Here is an 18,110-nt window from a genome sequence, read left to right on the forward strand (position 1 = left end):
TTCCTCCGTGAATAACAGTTGCTGATAGTAAAGCATACAGCGGGTGAGTTACCTTCAAAGTGCTTTGAGGCAAAGGCATTCACTTGATAGGTCGATTTTCAATGCAAGCGATATGGCCTCACTGACCAAGCCCACCACTTACTGCGTGCCTCCATGAGCTTGCCCAAGTAACACCGTATAGCGTGTGCTGCGCCCACCGCCGGGTAGCTTGGAAAGGCAGCCTTTTTCCAGTAGCTCTGCCAAATCCCGCGGGGCGGTGGCTTTACTCACTTTGGCCAACGATTGGTACTTACCAGCACTGATGCCCTGCGCAAACTCCTCCCCTGCGGTATCCAATAAGCGGTTCAGCACTTTGATTTGCCGTTCATTTAGCACGGTAGTGGCATGGCGCTGCCAGAAGGTGGTTTTCATTAACACACGGTCGATTCTTAACAGCGCCTGCTCAAGCGCCTCTTTCAGCGTTTCCAGGAACCACAACAACCACGGCGTAATATCTAGGCTGCCTTTCTGAGCGCTTTCGAGGTAATCATAGTAAGCGTGGCGGCGCGCCATGATGGCCGCGCTCAAGGAATAGAAGCGGACAGATTGACCCGCCTATTCAGATCAAATTATGAGCCGATTAAGGTTTATATTCGGCTCATAGGCTAGTCAGAGAGCTTGTGAGTCTTGTCTTTCTTGTCAAACATTCCTATATTCATATTTGTTACTTTTGAATATAGGAAGCAAATCATGGCTACAACCAGTCTTAGCTTAGGGGAGCACTGGGAAGTCTTTATCAGAAACGAAGTCTCTAGCGGACGCTACGGCTCCGCAAGTGAGGTTGTGCGTGATGCTTTACGTGCCATGGAGGAACGCAAAAGCAAACTTGAGGTGCTACGTACGCATCTAGCCCAAGGTGCCAAGCAAGCTAGTGCCGGTGAATTCGTGGACGATTTCTCAATGGATGCATTAATCAACGACTTGGATAGCGAAACGTAATGCTCAGCTTCCGTATCACGCCAAAGGCAAGAGACGATTTAAAAAATATCGGCCGCTATACGGAGTGGCAATGGGGTAAAAACCAACGAAATGAGTACCTGAGGGATTTTGAAAAACGGTTTCACTGGCTCGCAGAAAACCCCAAGCTGGGAAAGCACCGCTCGGATGTTAGCGAGGGTTATTACAGCTACCCTCAGGGCCAGCACGTTATCTTTTATCTAATCGGCCAGGAATATATTGAAATCATTGGCATTCCTCACAAAGAGATGGATATCGTTTCTTATTTTCTGCCTGAATGAGCCAAAGTAGTTTAACGACTGCCTACTTAAATGTTTGCCAAGCGTACATCCTGAATAGCCTTCAGCGTTTTGCCATTAGCATCCTTCCAGGCGAGCCGACCGTTGGCGCTACCGCCCACCAATACGCCTGCCGCTGCTGAGGGAGATGAAAAGCGGAAATCCTGACTAAACACCAGCTTTCCATCTAGCGGCGCGAGCACACCGCGCTCTTGCAAAAGTTGGCGCTGCTCGCGCATGTAGTCGTGGATAGACACTGTCTCTTCAGCACGAGCCAAGGAGCCTTTTAGCACCACAAAGCCATCCGCCACTTCTCTACCAGTGCCTTCGGCCCCACGTTCGTTGAGATAAAGCGTAAGCGGCGGCTCTTCTTGCTCTGAAGATGACCCAGCAGCTTGGCTGCTAGCTGCTTCAAATGCATCAATTCCCAATAGCGGAAAAATCACCAGCATCTCGGCTAAAAACCACTCGGCATCGGCACGGTCAGCTTCAGAAAGTGGAGGCGGCGCGGGGAAGGAACCGTTATCCAGCGCCCATTGATTAGCTGTCTTCGCCAAGGCCAGTAAACCTGCCTCCAGATAACGCACATTGGCTTTGTTCAAGCCTTCGTTGGTGCTAGTGAAGGCAACCACCCGCGCCCAAAACTCCTTACCCGACACATGCTGCTTAATACGATCTCCGAGCGCATCGGCTTCGCCTACGTACAGTTTGGCAGCGCCATCTTCTGTTTGCCCGGTGAGCACATACACCCCCGGCTGGGCCATTTCGCTTCTTGTCAGCGCTCTTTCAAGCTGGGAGCGATTAGCCACCACCGCCCTGCCCGTCCAGTTGGATTTCTCGACCACGCGCAGGCCTTCTGGTGTGCCATCAGCAAGAAAGATGCGAATGGAGGTTGGGCGGGCTTGGGTAGGTGTCATGTTGATTCCACACTGAGGGAGGGGTTAATTAGCGGTCCAATGATTCGATAAAACCTCTGCTTGCTGCAGTATTAGCTCCACAGCTTCAGGAGCTTGATCGGGCGGATACTTGTAGCGTTGTAATGTGCGGCGCACCAGAATCCTCAGCTTCGCCCTTACACTTTCCCGCACCTGCCAGTCCACAGTGGTGGATTTGCGCAGCTTGTCGGTGATTTCCACGGCGATCTTCTTCAGGATCTCGTCGCCCAGTTCCCGCACCGCACTTTCGTTGCTGGCCAGGGCGTCGTAGAAGGCCACTTCGTCCGGGTTCAGGCCGAGGGCGGCGTCACGCTCCATTTCAGCCTGGAACTGCTTGGCCATGGCTATCAGCTCTTCGATCACCTGGGCTGTCTCGATGCCCCGGTTGTTGTACTTGCGCAGCGTCTCCTGCAGGCGGTCGGCGTACTTCTTCTCCTGGACCACGTTGTTGCGGGTTTTGGCTTTGATGTCGTCCTTGAGCAGCTTCTCCAGCAGTTCCACGGCGAAGTTCTTGTAGGGCATCTGCCGCACGTCTTCCAGGAACTCGTCTGAGAGCAGGCCGATGTTGGGCTTGTCCAGCCCGCACAGGGCGAAGACATCGGTTACCCCTTCGGAGACCAGCGCGTTGTCCAGAATCTGCTTCAGGGCGGTATTCTTTTCTTCCTCGGTCAGCTTCTTGTCTACGCTGGTGAACTTCGTAATGGCGGTCTTCACCTGCGACAGGAACGCTACCTCCTTCTGCAGTGCCTGGGCTTCATCCAGGGTGGCACACAGGGAGAAGGCCTTGTTCATGGCCAGCACGGTATCCAGGAAACGCTTCTTGCCGTCTTCCAGGCTGAGCACGTAGTTGGCGGTGGGCACCAAATGCTTGTGAGGCTCGGTCTCGAATCCGCTGTAGCTGAACCCTTTACCTTTGGGGCCGGGCGCGAACATGCCGTGGATGATGTCCAGCTTCTCCAGCAGGATGGCGTAGGCTTCTTCGGCGCTATGGGTGGGGGAGCCCTTGCCCTTGGCGTCGGTGTAGGTTTTCAGGGCCTGCTTGAGCTCGTTGGCAATGCCGATGTAATCCACCACCAGCCCGCCGGGCTTGTCCTTGAACACGCGGTTTACCCGGGCAATGGCCTGCATCAGGTTGTGGCCCTTCATGGGCTTGTCCACATACATGGTGTGACAGCAGGGCGCATCGAAGCCGGTCAGCCACATATCCCGCACGATCACCAGCCTGAGCGGGTCGTTGATGTCCTTGAAGCGCTTCTCGAACCGTTTCTTGGTCTGCTTGTTGTGGATGTGCGGTTGCAGCAAGGCGCGGTCAGAGGCGGAGCCGGTCATCACAACCTTGATGGCACCTTTCTCGGGATCATCGTCGTGCCATTCCGGGCGCAGGGCGACAATCTCGTTATACAGGTGAACCGCAATCTCCCGGCTCATGGCCACAATCATGGCCTTGCCATCGATGGTGCTAGAGCGGGTTTCAAAGTGGCTTACCAGATCTTCCGCCACCTGCTTCAGGCGCGGGCCAGCACCGACCAGCTTCTCCAGCCGACTCCATTCGCCCTTAGTCTTTTCGCGGCTACCAACGTCTTCGTCGTCTTCAACCACTTCCTCCACCTGATCGGACAGCTCCTCGATCTGTTCGCGGTTGATGTCCAGCTTGGCCAGACGTGACTCATAGAAGATGGGCACCGTCGCTCCATCGTCGACGGCATCTTGAATGTCGTAGATGGAGACGTAATCGCCGAACACGGCCCGGGTGTCTTTGTCTTCGCTTTCAATGGGCGTGCCGGTAAAGCCGATGAACGAGGCATTGGGCAGGGCATCGCGCATGTGGCGGGCGTAGCCGAACTTGTAGGTGCCGTCCTTCTTGAGGGTGGCTTTCAGGCCGTACTGGCTGCGGTGGGCTTCGTCCGAGATCACCACGATGTTGTGGCGGTCATTCAGAATCGGGTGGCCGGACTCGTCATTCAGCAGGGCGAATTTCTGAACCGTGGTGAAGATAATACCGCCGGATTCACGCTCGGATAGCAGGCGGCGCAGTGTATCTCGGTCATCGGCCTGCACGGGCTCTTGCTTCAACAATTCCCGGGCCGCGCTGAAGGTGGCGAATAGTTGGCCGTCCAGATCGTTGCGGTCGGTGACGACAATCAACGTGGGGTTGTTCATCTCCGGCTGTTGCAGCAGCTTGCCGGCGTAACAGCACATGGAAATGCTCTTGCCGGAGCCCTGGGTATGCCAAACCACGCCGGCTTTCTTGCTGCCGGGTTGAACCTCGTCGCCGTAGGTGGCGCGCTTCTCGCCAATGCCATGCTGGCTTGTATCCTGTGCGGCGATCACTGTGGCCTTCACTGCTTCACGCACTGCATGGAACTGGTGGTAGCCGGCAATCTTTTTGATCAGTTTGTCGGAATCCGTCTCAAAGATCACGAAGTAGCGGATGTAATCCAGGAACAGCTCCCGGTCGAAGAAGCCCCGCACCATGGTTTCCAGCTGCCATTCCAGCAGGGGCTTGTCGTCCTCATGCTTGATGGTGCGCCAGGGCATGTAGCGTTCCTGGCTGGCGGTGAGGGAGCCAACCCGGGCCAAGTAGCCGTCGCTGATAATCGCCGCTTCGTTGTAGGCAAACAGATCGGAGCATTCGTCTTTGTAGGTCTGGATCTGGTTGTAGGCATCCCAGATGTTCACGTTCTCTGCGCCCGGGCTTTTCAGCTCCAGCACGGCAAGCGGCAGGCCGTTGATAAAGCAGATTACGTCCGGTCGGCGCAGTTGCTTGGAGCCTTCAAGGGTGAACTGGTTGATAGCCCGGAAGCGGTTGGCGGTCAGGTCGCCGAAGTCCACCAGAAAGGCCTGGTCGTGAACTACCTTGTCGTCGCGCTTGTACTCCACCGGCACACCGTCCAGCAGCAGGCGGTGAAAGGCCCGGTTGCTGATCACCACATCCAGGCTTTCCGGTTTGCGGACAACGGCCACAGCTTGCTCAACGGCGCTCTGGGGCAGGTGAGGGTTGATGCGGTGAATGGCGGCCTCAAGATCCGCCAGCAACAACACCTGGCGGTAATCGGCCCGTTCCGGTGCCGGGCCATCCGGTGCCAGGTCTGGCCCGTGGGCGATCTCCCAGCCGCCTTCGGCGAACCATTGCAGGCATTGTTGTTCCAGCTGATCTTCCGTCATACCTCAGTCCTTATTCCCCTTCACCTCTAACATCGGCGGGCTCCTTCAGCAGCAGGAAATGCTCAATCAGCCGGATCATCAGGGTTTTCTGATCCGGCAGGCTTTCCGCCACCAGCAGGGCCAAGGCCACCAGGGTGTTGTCATTAATCAGTTGTTCTACCGGCCGCGCCAGCAAAGCGGCGTTGCGGCGCAGATACCATAAAAACAGAAACGAGCCGCAGCGTTTGTTGCCGTCGGCCAGCGGATGGTTCTTGATCACAAAATAGAGCAGGTGAGCGGCACGGGTAGCCACGTTCGGATAAAAGAGTTCATCCCCAAACCCCTGCTCGATCGTCGCCAGCGCAGAGGCCAGACCGTCACCCCGCAACTGGCCGAACAGCTCGGTAGCCTCGCCCTTGGCCATGAGCGTTTGCTTGAGCTCGCCAATGGCTTTCAGTGCCTCGTCCAGCTCTAGCGGCTGCATATCCGGCTGCTTGATGCCCACCTCGGCCAGCTGCTGCTCGTCGTAGCCCTGCAGCAGGCTCCAGGAACGGGCGTAGTCGCTGATTACCCGGGCAACGGCTTCGCCTTCATTGGATACCAGGCCCTGATTGGTGAGGGTGCGGCTCAGCAGGTCAACGGCCTGCTCGAACTCGATGCCGCGTTCGGTCAGGCGGCGTTGATTGAGGGTATAGCCCTGAACCAGATGGTCTTTCAGAACCTGCGTTGCCCACTGGCGGAACTGCGTCGCACGTTTGGAGCTGACCCGATAACCTACAGAAATAATGGCATCCAGGTTGTAGTGTTTGATGCGGCGCCTAACCTGGCGCTTGCCCTCCTGGCGAACTACCGAGAAATCCTCGGTAGTTCGATTTTCCGCAAGTTCGCCTTCTGAAAAGATATTCTTCAGGTGCAAGCCCACGTTATCGGTAGAGGTGTCAAACAGCGCAGACATCTGACTTTGATTTAACCAGACGGTCTCACGATCCAGCGCTACTTCCAGCTGCGCCTGGCCATCGGTTGAGGTGAAGATTCGTACTTGTTGTTCTGTCATGACAAGTTCCTTGTCGTTATCAGCTAACGGCTGAGAAGCCGGAAGCCCGGAGCATTCCATTGTGATTGAGCCAGGCATCAGTCATCCGCCACCACCACCGTCCAGACTCGCTTTAGCGGCAGCTGGGCTTTCAGCTCATCGTCCAGCTTGTCGTATACCGCGAACAGCTCATCCAACAAGTCATCCTGAGACCATAACCGCAGACGGAAGAAGCTGCTGGCCATATCCTTCTGCACATTCTGTTTGAACCCGCCCCAAGCGACAAACAGACCATGGTCGGCGTTGAACTTCGACATGGCTCCCAAGAGCTTGTCCACAGTGGGACGGTCCACTGTCCCGGTGCCGGACTTCACCTCCACACAGATGGTTTGGCTACCGAAGCCCATCATGCCGTTGGAGGCCAGAATATCGGCGCCGCCGTCTGCACCTTCGGGGCTCTGCCAAATGGTGTAGCCTTGTGCCTTGAGTATCGCGCCGACTAATCGGGTTAACTCATGGCCTTTGAACTTCTGTTCAATTAGGCTGACCACCTGTTGCTTGGCCAGGTCTGCCAGATTGAAATCAAAGCCATCATCACCGGACACATCATCGGCATCGTGGTTAGTAGACTGGCCGGTGTGCTGGATCACTGACTTGGTGTTCTCAGCCTGCCAGCCAGACTTGTGCATGGCCTGTAGGCGTAGCAATGCGTTGTTGCGCCTGATGCGGCAGATGGTCATGAACGCGCCGAAGCTGTAGAGCAGGTCTTGCCCAAAGTGAGAGCGGGGGATCTCCTGCCCAAACCACTCGACGGATCGCCAGTGGAAGAAGGGATCCGGGCCTTTGGCGTTATGAACGTAGTCCCCCGTTATCTTCCCGACATACACCACAGGCTGTTTTTTGGAGGGGAGCACCACCCAGTCACCGGCTTGCATCGTTTTGACGAACGGCCAGATTTGGCTGCTGTGGTTCTGTAACCGCTTCAGCTTTTCATTCGGGTAAGTCTGCTCAAGGAGTTGCAAGAGGGACTGCCGGTTTTCCAGTTTCGACAGATCCTCACCAAGCTCATCCCAGGTCAGGTAGATTCGGCCTCCGTCGAGGAACTTTTGCTCGAACTCGCCGTGAGATCCTGCTCGGGTTAACCACAGTTCCATTACTCAAGCTCCGGTGTTGTGCTCAGTAGTTCGCACTCAATTTCATCCCTATTGCAGGGAACGGAGAGTTCGCCAGATAACAATTTCGGCAGAAGAGTGTCTCGGGTATCAGCAAGAGTCGAGGCTTCCTCGCTATTTACTCTGATAAGCTCATCAATTGACCCCACTGTTCGTGTGAAGGCAGCCAGTACGTCGATAGCGGGGGCGACCACAGGAATAGCTCTCAAGTTCTTCTGGTTAATAGAACCGAAAACGGTACCTTCCGAATCGTAAGAAGAAAGTGCTTGGCCAAGTTGAATGATCGAGTAGTAGGTATACGACGAACACCCGGACTTGTGCCGGAGTGCGGCTAGGCCTCGTCCAATACAACAGTTCGTTAGCGCTATGTTGGTGTCTCCAACCGGGGCGCGTACGCTCAGAAGTGTATCCCCCTCATTCGCCATTCGTTTTGGGGCGGAGCAATACACTCGGTTACTCGGGAACCGCTCTCCGAAGTCTCTACGCCCTTGAAAGAATGGTGCCCCGTCGCCTTCTTCGTTATAGGTATCTCCTGGTGGGGACTGCCCCATAGTTACATCAAACTCATGGCCGACAGTTGATTGATGCCACCCCTCCGGAATCTCCCCCAACTCACTATCCTGCATAGCCGACGGAAACAGCTCGGCGGTGGCGCGGAGCTCGGCGTATTGCTCGGGCTGTTCGGTCTGGAAGCGGGTTAGCGCCGCTTGAGCGCCTGCGGCGGATGCGTCAGCATTGCATAAAGAGCTGCCGGAAATGGCCTGCATGGCGGCGAGTAGGGCGTCTTCCTCGCTGTCGCCGGCTTCCAGTGCGGCGATCTTGGCTTTGACCGGCTCGAAATCGACAAACCAGCTTTTGAATATAGCCTGGGCCATCTGTTCGAGGGTTTGGTTGATTCGTTGGTTTAGACTGAGCTTATCAGAAAGTGAGCTGATGATAGCCTCAATTCGGTTTTGGACTGATAGCGGGACTTTTGGTAGTGCGAACTTCTTCAAGTCGCGGGCTGGAAGCTGTGGAACTGCTGATCCGGAAGTGAGACTTGTTATCTGATCTTGAATTACCGGGGACGTTAGGACGTAGTAAAGGAATCGAGTGTTCCATAATTCCTGGTTTGCCCGAAAAATCATCATGCCAGAATTGATCCGTACGAGAGGGTAGCTTACGGACGAATCATAATAGGCAACATTTCCTATCGTCCCTCTGGTGGTCATTACAATGTCGCCGCGCTCAAGCGTGCCCGCCCGCAGCAAGTCGTGACGTTCCTTCCCGATGAAAACAGGATCGGAGAACTGAAAACCGGATGAGGTAACGTTTTTTGCTGATAGGAACAGACAGTGCCCGCTAGCATTGAAGTCCGCTTGTTTGGGATAGTTTTTCCCGCGGTCACCATCTATGAGGCGTATTTCAGCGTCCTCCAACGTCCATGTCTCAAAGCTCATACCCCAGCCCCCCAAGATTCCGCTTGATCTCAACCTCCAGTCGGTCACTCTCAGCAAACTGTTCCCGCAACTGGCCGGTCAACCGCGCCATCTTCTCGGCAAACGGCTCGCCGTCGTCCTCCTGCTCTTGAGCCCCCACATAACGTCCCGGTGTCAGCACAAAATCATGCTTCTTGATTTCGGCCAGGCTGGCGGATTTGCAGAAGCCCGCGACATCCTCATAGCCGTCATCGCGCTGCCAGGCATGGAAGGTGTCGGCGATCTTGGCGATGTCGTCGGTGGTGAAGTCTCGCAGTACCCTATCCCGCATAAAGCCCAGGTTGCGGGCATCGATGAACAGGAACTCTTCCCGGCGGTCGCGCTTTTTCTCGTTGCGCACCATGCCGTTGGCTTTGTCTTTGGTCAGAAACCAGATACAGGCCGGAATTTGGGTGTTGGTGAACAGTTGCCCGGGCAGGGCGACCATGCATTCCACTAGGTCTTCTTCCACCAGGCGCTTGCGGATTTCGCCTTCGTTGTTGGTGTTGGAGCTCATGGAGCCGTTGGCCAGCAGCAGGGCCATGCTACCTGTAGGAGCCAGGTGGTGGATCATGTGCTGCATCCAGCCAAAGTTGGCGTTGCCTTTGGGCGGGGTGCCGTACTTCCAGCGCACGTCGTCGGCCAGTGATTCGCTCCACCAGTCTTTGATGTTGAACGGCGGGTTGGCCATCACGAAGTCGGCGCGAAGGTCTGGGTGCTGGTCGTCCAGGAAGGTGTCGGCGTTTTTCTTGCCGAAGTTGAAGTCGATGCCCCGGATGGCCATGTTCATGGCAGCCAAACGCCACGTGGTGGGGTTGGATTCCTGGCCGTACACGGAGATGTGCTTTTTCTGCTCGCTGGGGTCGTACTGCTGCTCTTTGGCGTGCTCTTCAATGAATTTATCACTGGAGACGAAGAAGCCGCCAGAACCCATGGCTGGGTCATACACGCGGCCAGAGTAAGGCTGCAGCATTTCCACAATCAGCGTAACGATGCTCTTGGGAGTGTAATACTGGCCACCCTGTTTGCCTTCAGCGAGGGCGAACTGGCCCAGAAAGTATTCGTACACATGGCCGAGGATGTCTTTGCTGTGCAGGTGCAGCTTCTCGCCTTCGAACACTGGTCGGGTGAATGAGGTGTCAGAGAAGGTGTTGATCAGGCCCAGCAGTTTGTCGTTGTCCAGCTGGTACTGGCTGATTCGGTTGAGGATGCCCTTGAGCTTGGCGTTGCTCTTCTCGATTTCTTCCAGGGCGTTGTCGATCAGCCAGGACACGGAGCGCAGCTTTACGTCGTTACCGGCATCGTCCTGCCAGAGCACGGTGCCCACGGGCAGCACGGCTTTTTCTTTCAGGGTGTTCCAGCGGGCGGCTTTGGGTACCCAGAACACGTTGGCTTCGCGGTAGTAATCCAATACTTCCAGCTCTTCGGTCAACGCCTGTTGGTATTCCTCGTCGCTGTCGAAGTCGTCCCGGGGCAGGTGGTAGATGTTGTCGTCGCTATCGGTTTTGAATAGCTCCAGCAGTTCGTCCTGGCGCTCTTCGAAGGCATCGGATACGTATTTCAGGAAGATCAGACCGAGCACAACGTGCTTGTAGTTGGCGGCGTCCAGGTTAGCGCGCAGCTTATCGGCGGCTTTCCAGAGCTTGTCGTCCAGGGACTTTAGGAATTGCTGTTCCGTGTTATTCATTAACAACTCACTTAAATTAAATAACTGGCCTTATGCTACTGCAGCCAAGCGCCAGGTGTCATTGCTGCCACTCCCCCTTCTTGCGGCAGGTTATGAACCAAGAGGGCTAAGTGGCCAGGGTTATTTACCAAGCGGACTATTAATTATACGAGACCCGATATATTGGCGATTTGATCATCCGGCAGCATGCATTTAACCATTTATCAGACTAGATATCAGACACTACAGACCAGCGATGTTACTGCTATGATGACATCTAACGATCTGCTCTAGGAGCGTTGTGATGGTTCGTAAGACCCCAACTGATAAAGTCATGGTTTCCCGCGAGCGTATTTTGCGTGCAGTGGCCAGCTCAAGCGCGATTGAAACAGGCGAGCGCACGGCAGTGATTGAAAAGCGTCTCAAGTCTCATACGCGTCGTTTTACCAAGTTAACCCTAGCTCTCTGAAGCTATCTGTTCGTTCTCACTGTATGTCTAAAATATCTCGAATTAAATCGAGTGGCTAAGAGCACTCGCTTTGACGGTTATCACATCCAGTAACAAGCTCCACAAGCTTCTGTTTGATCTTTTTGCGTGCCATGCTGCTCCCAATTAGCATACCCACGAAATACAAAAGGCCGCTCGATGCATCGAGCGGCCTTGATGAGAGTCTAGCCAATCATCATCCTAGACGGACTCGATCACTCCCACTCAATCGTCGCAGGCGGCTTGCTACTAACGTCATAAGTCACCCGCGAAACCCCTGCCAACTCGTTGATAATCCGGTTGGAGACCTTCTCCAGCAGCTCATAAGGCAGGTGCGCCCAGCGGGCGGTCATGAAGTCGATGGTTTCGACCGCGCGTAGCGCGATGACCCATTCGTAGCGGCGGCCGTCGCCTACTACGCCGACTGACTTGACCGGCAGGAACACGGCGAAGGCTTGGCTAGTTTTTTCGTACCAACCGGCGGCGCGTAGTTCTTCGATGAAGATGGCGTCGGCATCGCGGAGGATGTCGGCGTACTCTTTCTTCACTTCGCCGAGGATGCGCACGCCCAGGCCGGGGCCAGGGAATGGGTGGCGGTAGACCATGTCGTAGGGCAGGCCGAGTTCCAGGCCGAGTTTGCGCACTTCGTCTTTAAACAGTTCGCGCAGCGGCTCGACCAGCTTGAGCTTCATGGTTTCCGGCAGGCCACCGACGTTGTGGTGGGATTTGATCACGTGGGATTTGCCGGTTTTGCTAGCGGCGGATTCGATCACATCCGGGTAGATGGTGCCCTGGGCGAGGAAATCGACACCGTCGATCTTGCTGGCCTCAATATCGAACACATCGATAAACGTATTGCCGATGATCTTGCGCTTGGCTTCCGGGTCGTTTTCGCCCGCCAGCTTGCCAAGGAACAGGTCTTCGGCGTCCACGCGGATGACCTTAACGCCCATGTGCTTGGCAAAGGTTTCCATTACCTGATCGCCTTCTGCTTTACGTAGCAGGCCGTTGTCGACGAATACGCAGGTCAGCTGGGTGCCAATCGCTTTGTGCAGCAGCGCGGCAACTACGGAAGAATCCACCCCGCCGGAGAGGCCGAGCAGTACGTGGCGGTCGCCGACTTGCTCGCGTACGCGCTGTACTTGGTCTTCGATGATTTGTGCAGACGTCCAGAGCTTTTCGGCTTTACAGATATCCACCACGAAGTGCTCGAGAATGCGCTGGCCTTGCAGGGTGTGGGTGACTTCCGGGTGGAACTGAACGCCGTAAAACTGCTTCTCTTCCCAGGCCATGGCGGCAATCGGGCAGCTAGGGGTGGAAGCCGTTACGGTGAAGGTATCCGGCGCTTGGGCCACCTTGTCGCCGTGGCTCATCCATACATCCAACAAGCCTTTGCCACTTTTGGTATCCACGTGGTCTTTAATGCCGTTGAACAGCGCGTTATCGACGTCGATTTGGATCTGTGCGTAACCGAACTCGCTCTGGTTGGAGCCTTCAACTTTACCGCCCAACTGCTCGGCCATGGTCTGCATACCGTAGCAGATCCCAAACACCGGCAGGTCCATTTCAAACACGCACTGGGGCGCACGCGGGGAGTCCAACTCGGTCACAGACTCCGGCCCACCAGCAAGGATAATGCCGTTGGGGTTGTACTCGCGGATCTCTTCTTCGCTGATATCAAAGGCGCGAACTTCGGAGAATACGCCAATCTCGCGAACACGGCGGGCGATTAATTGGGTGTACTGGGAGCCGAAGTCGAGAATCAGAATCTTATGGGCGTGAATGTCACTCATGGCGGGGTCTCGGTTAAGCGGTGTGGGTGCCGCTGGTAAGGCCAAAAAGCAAGCGGCGAGCTGTGCCCGCCGCCGTTTTAACTAAACGTGCTGGTTAGCTCACCCGGTAGTTGGGGGCTTCTTTGGTGATCTGCACGTCGTGCACGTGCGATTCGGCCATTCCAGCGCCGGTAATTTTGACGAACTCCGGCTTGGTGCGCATTTCTTGAATATCGTGGCAGCCGGTGTAGCCCATTGAGGCGCGCAAACCGCCCAGCATCTGGTGAACGATGGCGCTCATTTGGCCCTTGTAAGGTACGCGGCCTTCAATGCCTTCCGGCACCAGCTTCTCGACACCTTCGTCTTTGCTCTGGAAATAGCGATCCGAAGAGCCCTGGGTCTGGGACATGGCGCCCATTGACCCCATTCCGCGGTAGGCTTTGTAGGTACGCCCTTGGAACAGTTCGACTTCACCGGGCGCCTCTTCCGTACCGGCAAACATACTGCCGAGCATCACGGTGCTGGCGCCAGCCACGATCGCTTTGGCGATATCGCCGGAGTAACGCACGCCGCCATCGGCAATCAGCGGGATATCGAACGGCTCAAGCGCTGCCGCGACGTTGGAAACTGCAGTGATCTGTAGCACACCAACGCCGGTCACCACACGCGTGGTGCAGATCGAGCCCGGGCCAATACCCACTTTGACTGCATCTGCACCGGCTTCGGCCAGGGCGACAGCGGCGGCAGCTGTGGCGATATTGCCGCCAATCACTTGCAGATCCGGGTAGTGCTCCTTCACCCAACGCACTCGGTCGATAACACCTTTTGAGTGGCCGTGGGCGGTATCAACAACCAGCACATCAACACCTGCTTCAACCAATGCAGCGATGCGGTCCGGCGTTTCTGGGCCAGTGCCCACCGCAGCGCCTACTAACAAACGGCCATCGCTATCTTTAGCGGCCATCGGGTAGGTGCGGGCTTTTTCGATATCTTTAAAGGTGACCAGGCCGCGCAGATGAAATTCGTCATCGACAATCAGCATTTTTTCGATGCGGTGTTCACGCATTTTGGCTTTGCTGACCTCAAGCTCGGTGCCTTCGGCCACGGTGATCAGACGCTCGCGCGGGGTCATGATGTCGGCCACGCTGTCACCCACATTGGGCTGAAAGCGCATATCACGCTCGGTCACGATGCCGACCAGGGTTTCGCCTTCAACCACCGGAAAACCTGAGAAGCCATACTCTTTCGCCATAGAGAGCAAGTCTTCCAGCTTAGCTTTGGGGCTAACAGTAACCGGATCTTTAACAATCACGCTTTCGTGCTTTTTGACCTTGCGTACTTCAGCTGCTTGCTGGGCGACTGCCATGCTTTTATGAATAATGCCGATACCGCCTTCCTGAGCCATGGCAATCGCCAAACGCGCTTCGGTCACAGTGTCCATCGCGGCGGAAACCAGTGGAATATTGAGCGAGAGATTACGGGTCAGGCGGGTTTTGAGGCTGACATCCTTGGGGAGAACGTCGGAAAAGCCAGGAACGAGAAGTACGTCATCGAACGTAAGCGCTTCTTGGGCCATACGTAGCATAGCGGCAACACCCTGATTGAGAGGAAGTGGGGCGTGAAAGGTTAATCCCCTATTATAGCGTTTTGAGGACCTTCCCAGCAATGCAGTCACGCTGTTGTGTTTATACCAATTGCTAGTGACGTATGCTGTTAGGCTGATTTTTCCCCTACTTATTTTTCCCGTACTTATTTTTCCCGTACTTAGAAATGATTGACTATTTTAAACGAAGCCCTGCTATTTTTTGAACAAGGCAATTCTATGCAAGAAACCGCAAAAGCACTCACCGTTAGCCAGCTCAACCAGCGCGCTAAGCAAACCCTGGAGCGCGATGTGGGCGAGGTGTGGGTGGAAGGCGAGCTGTCTAACGTCTCGCGCCCCGCTTCCGGGCATGTTTATTTCACCCTGAAGGATGACCGGGCGCAGATCCGCTGTGCACTATTTCGTCAACGGGCGCGGTTTGTGTCGGCACCGATGCGCGATGGCGATCAGGTCAAGCTGCGCGGGCGAGTGTCGCTGTTCGAGCCCCGCGGTGATTACCAGCTGATTGCCGAGGCCGTTCAGGCGGCGGGCCTAGGGGAACTGTTGGCGGCCTTTGAGCGCTTAAAAGCCCAGCTGGAAGGCGAAGGCGTGTTTGCCAACGCCCGGTCGCTGCCCTTTCCACCGCGCAAGATTTTAATTTTAAGCTCTGCTACCGGCGCCGCCATTCGCGATGTACTGGCGGTGCTGGAAGCCCGCTGGCCGCTGGCGGATGTGACGCTGATTCCGGTGCCGGTGCAGGGAGCCGAAGCGGCACCTGCGATGATATCGGCATTGGCGCTACTCAACCGTCAGGCGCGGCTAGACCCCAAGCAGGACCTGGTGCTGATTACCCGCGGCGGCGGTAGCCTGGAAGACCTATGGGCGTTTAATAACGAACACTTGGCCCGGGCGATTTTTCACTCCCGGCTGCCAGTGATGTCGGCGGTGGGCCACGAGGTGGATATCACCCTGGCAGATTTTGCGGCGGATATGCGTGCGCCCACCCCTTCCGCTGCCGCCGAGCGTTTGGTACCGGACCAGCACACCCTTAAGCGCCAGCTAGAGCACCAGTACAGCCGCCTTCAGCGGGCAATGCAGGCGCGCTTAGAGCGCGACAGCCAGCGGCTGGATACGCTACGCGCCAAGCTGCGCCACCCCGGTGAACAGCTTAACCGCCAGCGCCAGCATTTAATGGCTGTTTCTCAACGCCTAAACCGCGCCATGCAGCAAACGCTCACCCAGCAAGAAGCTCAGGTAACACAATTAAGTAGACGTTTAGCTAGCCAGGACATGACGCGCTTACACCGTACGGAAGGCGAGCGGGTGAGCCAGTTACAGCGCCGTTTGGGGAGCGCCATGCAGCGCCAGTTAGACACTCGCCAGGCACGCTTAACCGGCGCGGCCCGTGAACTCAATGCGGTCAGCCCGCTAGCGGTGCTGGGGCGGGGCTATGCGATTACCCAGGATGAGCAGGGCCAAGTAGTGCGACGTGCCGCCGATACCCAGCCGGGTCAGAAGCTCAAATTGCAGCTGGGTGAAGGAAAGCTCAGCGTGGAGGTTAAGCGGCGCTTCAAATAACCCTGTGAAGGCAGGGTTAGCGTCACGTCAGTCTCCTGGAGATGGCGTGATCGAAAACAGCGCCGGGTTCTCCTGCGCCTGCTGCTGAATAGTGTCATCAATCGGCGTGTCATAGGTTTTCAGTAAGTAACCCAGCACCGAATAGAAACCGACCATCGCGATCAGGTCGATGACGGCTTTGCGCCCAATCTCTTCCGCCAGCGCCGCTTCCTGCGGCTTGCTCAATCGATGGTCGTCCAGCAATGCATCTACTGCGTCTATAATCAAGCCATCCACCCCCGTACTCATTTGCGGCACGCCGCGAATCGCGTTAATACGTGCTTCGGAGAACCCCAGCGCCAGCGCTCGGCTGACATGGTGCGCCCACTCGTAAGCGGACGCTAGGCGAAACCCAGCGCGGAGAATCACGACTTCGGTCAGCTCCGGGCCTAACGCATTCTCCTTCACCACATGCTGGCGCAAAGGAGCCCACGCGGTAAGTAGAGCTGGATGATGCGCCATAGTGCGGTAGACGTTTAGTGCGCCAGCAAAGCCGTCACGAAAATCCGCGATCTCATCGGGCCAGTCAGCGTTGGCAATAGGTAAGCATGGAGATTGCATCATCGGTGGGGTTCCTTATCAGGTTACTCAGCTATCGCGGCGTCAATCGCTTGGGCAATACGCTCAATGAGTAGGTCAATTTCACCAGCGTTAATGGTATACGGCGGGGCTAGCAAGACGTGATCGCCATACACACCGTCAATGGTGCCGCCCATTGGATAGCTGATCAGGCCCAGGGCCATTGCTTGGCTCTTGATCTTAGCGTGAATTTTTCGGGCAGGATCAAAAGGGGTCTTTTGCTCTCGATCAGCGACCAGTTCAATGCCACGGAACAACCCCCTGCCACGAATGTCGCCGACATAGGGCGACGCGCCCAGCGCCGCTTCAAGGCCGCGTTGTAATCGCGCCCCCATGGCGTTCACGTTAGACAGCGTTTCTGGCCGGGCAATAATCTCTACCACTTTATTAGCGGCCGCGGCAGCAACCGGGTGGCCCAAATAAGTGTGCCCATGCTGAAAAAGGCCCGAGCCGTTGGCGAAGCTCTCATAAATGGCGGATGTGAGCATCACGGCGCCAATTGGTTGATAACCGCCCCCAAGGCCTTTGGCCATGGTGAGAATATCGGGCGTTACACTATCCTGCTCGCAGGCGAACATCGTTCCTGTTCGCCCCATACCGCACATCACTTCATCGAGAATCAGCAGTACGCCATAGCGGTCGCAAATCTTACGTACCCGTTTGAAGTAATCCGCCTCAGCGGCAACCGCGCCTAGCGTAGCTCCCACCACGGGTTCGGCAACAAACGCCATCACGCTGTCAGCCCCCAGTTCAAGGATCTTAGCTTCCAGTTCGTCGGCAAGTTTTGCGGCATACGCTTCGGGTGTCTCGTCGTTGCCCTTATCACGGTAGGCGTAGCAGGGCGAGACGTGGTGCGTTTCCGGTAGCAGGGGCTGGAACTGCTGGCGCCGCATGGCATTGCCGCCCGTGGCTAACGCACCAATCGTGTTGCCATGGTAACTCTGGTGCCGAGCAATAATGTGGCGTCGTTGAGGCTCACCCATCTCCACAAAATATTGCCGCGCCATTTTTAAAGCGGCTTCAACGGCTTCCGACCCCCCCGATACTAGGTAAACATGATTTAAGCCTGCCGGTGCCAAACCTACTAGTTTCTCAGCTAATGACTCAGCAGCATCCGTGGTAAAAAAAGCCGTATGTGCATAGCAAAGGTTGTCGATTTGGGCGTGCATGGCGTCTAAGACTTCCGGATGGGCATGCCCCACGCTCGTCACCGCAGCGCCGCCCGATCCATCCAGATACTGACGCCCATTGCTATCGGTAATATAAACGCCTTGCGCTGATGCAGCCCACGGCAACGGCTGACCAATGCGACGATGAAGAATATGCGCCATAGTGCCCTTCCTTTTTCAACCAGCGAGAACCCAACAACCCCAAGGCAAGAATGGCATGGCC

The 18,110-nt window shown here is 56.0% G+C and carries 15 protein-coding genes; 4 read left to right on the forward strand and 11 right to left on the reverse strand.

Going from position 1 to position 18,110, the window contains the following annotated elements; translation table 11 throughout:
* Positions 1 to 138: 138 nt before the first annotated feature.
* Positions 139 to 552 (reverse strand): Fic family protein, encoded by a 414-nt coding sequence (locus ACQE2I_RS13745; protein ID WP_427028620.1) that lies wholly within the window; start codon positions 550 to 552, stop codon positions 139 to 141.
* Between the two features lie 177 nt (positions 553 to 729).
* On the opposite strand from ACQE2I_RS13745, the gene ACQE2I_RS13750 reads away from it, so the two are divergent.
* Positions 730 to 978, forward strand: a complete 249-nt coding sequence (locus ACQE2I_RS13750; protein ID WP_427028622.1) for a type II toxin-antitoxin system ParD family antitoxin — start codon at positions 730 to 732, stop codon at positions 976 to 978.
* Complete coding sequence (locus tag ACQE2I_RS13755; RefSeq protein WP_427028623.1) at positions 978 to 1,277, forward strand: type II toxin-antitoxin system RelE/ParE family toxin; 300 nt, start codon at positions 978 to 980, stop codon at positions 1,275 to 1,277. The genes ACQE2I_RS13750 and ACQE2I_RS13755 overlap by 1 nt, the downstream gene beginning before the upstream one ends.
* 26 nt (positions 1,278 to 1,303) lie before the next feature.
* Here the strand turns inward: ACQE2I_RS13755 and ACQE2I_RS13760 are convergent, their stop codons facing one another.
* The 6 genes from ACQE2I_RS13760 to ACQE2I_RS13785 all read right to left on the reverse strand — a co-directional run bounded on the left by ACQE2I_RS13760 (position 1,304) and on the right by ACQE2I_RS13785 (position 10,702).
* Positions 1,304 to 2,191 carry a GIY-YIG nuclease family protein gene (locus tag ACQE2I_RS13760; RefSeq protein WP_427028624.1) on the reverse strand — a complete coding sequence of 296 codons (888 nt, stop codon included), beginning with the start codon at positions 2,189 to 2,191 and terminating at the stop codon, positions 1,304 to 1,306.
* A 24-nt stretch (positions 2,192 to 2,215) separates the two neighbouring features.
* On the reverse strand, positions 2,216 to 5,374 hold the full coding sequence (locus tag ACQE2I_RS13765; protein WP_427028625.1) for a type I restriction endonuclease subunit R: 3,159 nt from the start codon (positions 5,372 to 5,374) through the stop codon (positions 2,216 to 2,218).
* A 10-nt stretch (positions 5,375 to 5,384) separates the two neighbouring features.
* Complete coding sequence (gene rhuM, locus ACQE2I_RS13770; protein WP_427028626.1) at positions 5,385 to 6,407, reverse strand: RhuM family protein; 1,023 nt, start codon at positions 6,405 to 6,407, stop codon at positions 5,385 to 5,387.
* Positions 6,408 to 6,484: 77 nt separating this feature from the next.
* Complete coding sequence (locus ACQE2I_RS13775; protein WP_427028627.1) at positions 6,485 to 7,540, reverse strand: restriction endonuclease; 1,056 nt, start codon at positions 7,538 to 7,540, stop codon at positions 6,485 to 6,487.
* On the reverse strand, positions 7,540 to 8,997 hold the full coding sequence (locus tag ACQE2I_RS13780; RefSeq protein ID WP_427028628.1) for a restriction endonuclease subunit S: 1,458 nt from the start codon (positions 8,995 to 8,997) through the stop codon (positions 7,540 to 7,542). The genes ACQE2I_RS13775 and ACQE2I_RS13780 overlap by 1 nt, the downstream gene beginning before the upstream one ends.
* A complete protein-coding gene (locus tag ACQE2I_RS13785) occupies positions 8,987 to 10,702 on the reverse strand; it encodes a type I restriction-modification system subunit M (RefSeq protein WP_427028629.1) in 1,716 nt (571 codons plus the stop codon). The genes ACQE2I_RS13780 and ACQE2I_RS13785 overlap by 11 nt, the downstream gene beginning before the upstream one ends.
* Before the next feature lie 283 nt (positions 10,703 to 10,985).
* Between ACQE2I_RS13785 and ACQE2I_RS13790 the strand changes: the two genes are divergently transcribed.
* Complete coding sequence (locus tag ACQE2I_RS13790; protein ID WP_176472056.1) at positions 10,986 to 11,150, forward strand: hypothetical protein; 165 nt, start codon at positions 10,986 to 10,988, stop codon at positions 11,148 to 11,150.
* 233 nt (positions 11,151 to 11,383) lie between these two features.
* On the opposite strand, the gene guaA is transcribed toward ACQE2I_RS13790, so the two are convergent.
* Together guaA and guaB are read right to left on the reverse strand one after the other, a co-directional pair.
* A complete protein-coding gene (gene guaA, locus ACQE2I_RS13795) occupies positions 11,384 to 12,961 on the reverse strand; it encodes a glutamine-hydrolyzing GMP synthase (RefSeq protein ID WP_427028630.1) in 1,578 nt (525 codons plus the stop codon).
* A gap of 94 nt (positions 12,962 to 13,055) precedes the next feature.
* Positions 13,056 to 14,525 carry an IMP dehydrogenase gene (gene guaB / locus ACQE2I_RS13800; protein ID WP_427028631.1) on the reverse strand — a complete coding sequence of 490 codons (1,470 nt, stop codon included), beginning with the start codon at positions 14,523 to 14,525 and terminating at the stop codon, positions 13,056 to 13,058.
* A gap of 237 nt (positions 14,526 to 14,762) precedes the next feature.
* On the opposite strand from guaB, the gene xseA reads away from it, so the two are divergent.
* Positions 14,763 to 16,100: an exodeoxyribonuclease VII large subunit gene (gene xseA / locus ACQE2I_RS13805; protein WP_427028632.1), complete on the forward strand. Its 1,338-nt coding sequence runs from the start codon at positions 14,763 to 14,765 to the stop codon at positions 16,098 to 16,100.
* 27 nt (positions 16,101 to 16,127) lie between these two features.
* On the opposite strand, the gene ACQE2I_RS13810 is transcribed toward xseA, so the two are convergent.
* Positions 16,128 to 16,703, reverse strand: coding sequence for a carboxymuconolactone decarboxylase family protein (locus ACQE2I_RS13810; protein ID WP_427028633.1), 576 nt, complete (start codon positions 16,701 to 16,703; stop codon positions 16,128 to 16,130).
* Between the two features lie 20 nt (positions 16,704 to 16,723).
* Complete coding sequence (locus ACQE2I_RS13815; RefSeq protein ID WP_427028634.1) at positions 16,724 to 18,049, reverse strand: aspartate aminotransferase family protein; 1,326 nt, start codon at positions 18,047 to 18,049, stop codon at positions 16,724 to 16,726.
* Between the last annotated feature and the right edge of the window lie 61 nt (positions 18,050 to 18,110).

Origin of the sequence: Halomonas sp. H2 (assembly GCF_050215315.1) — a bacterium.
Lineage (GTDB): Bacteria > Pseudomonadota > Gammaproteobacteria > Pseudomonadales > Halomonadaceae > Vreelandella.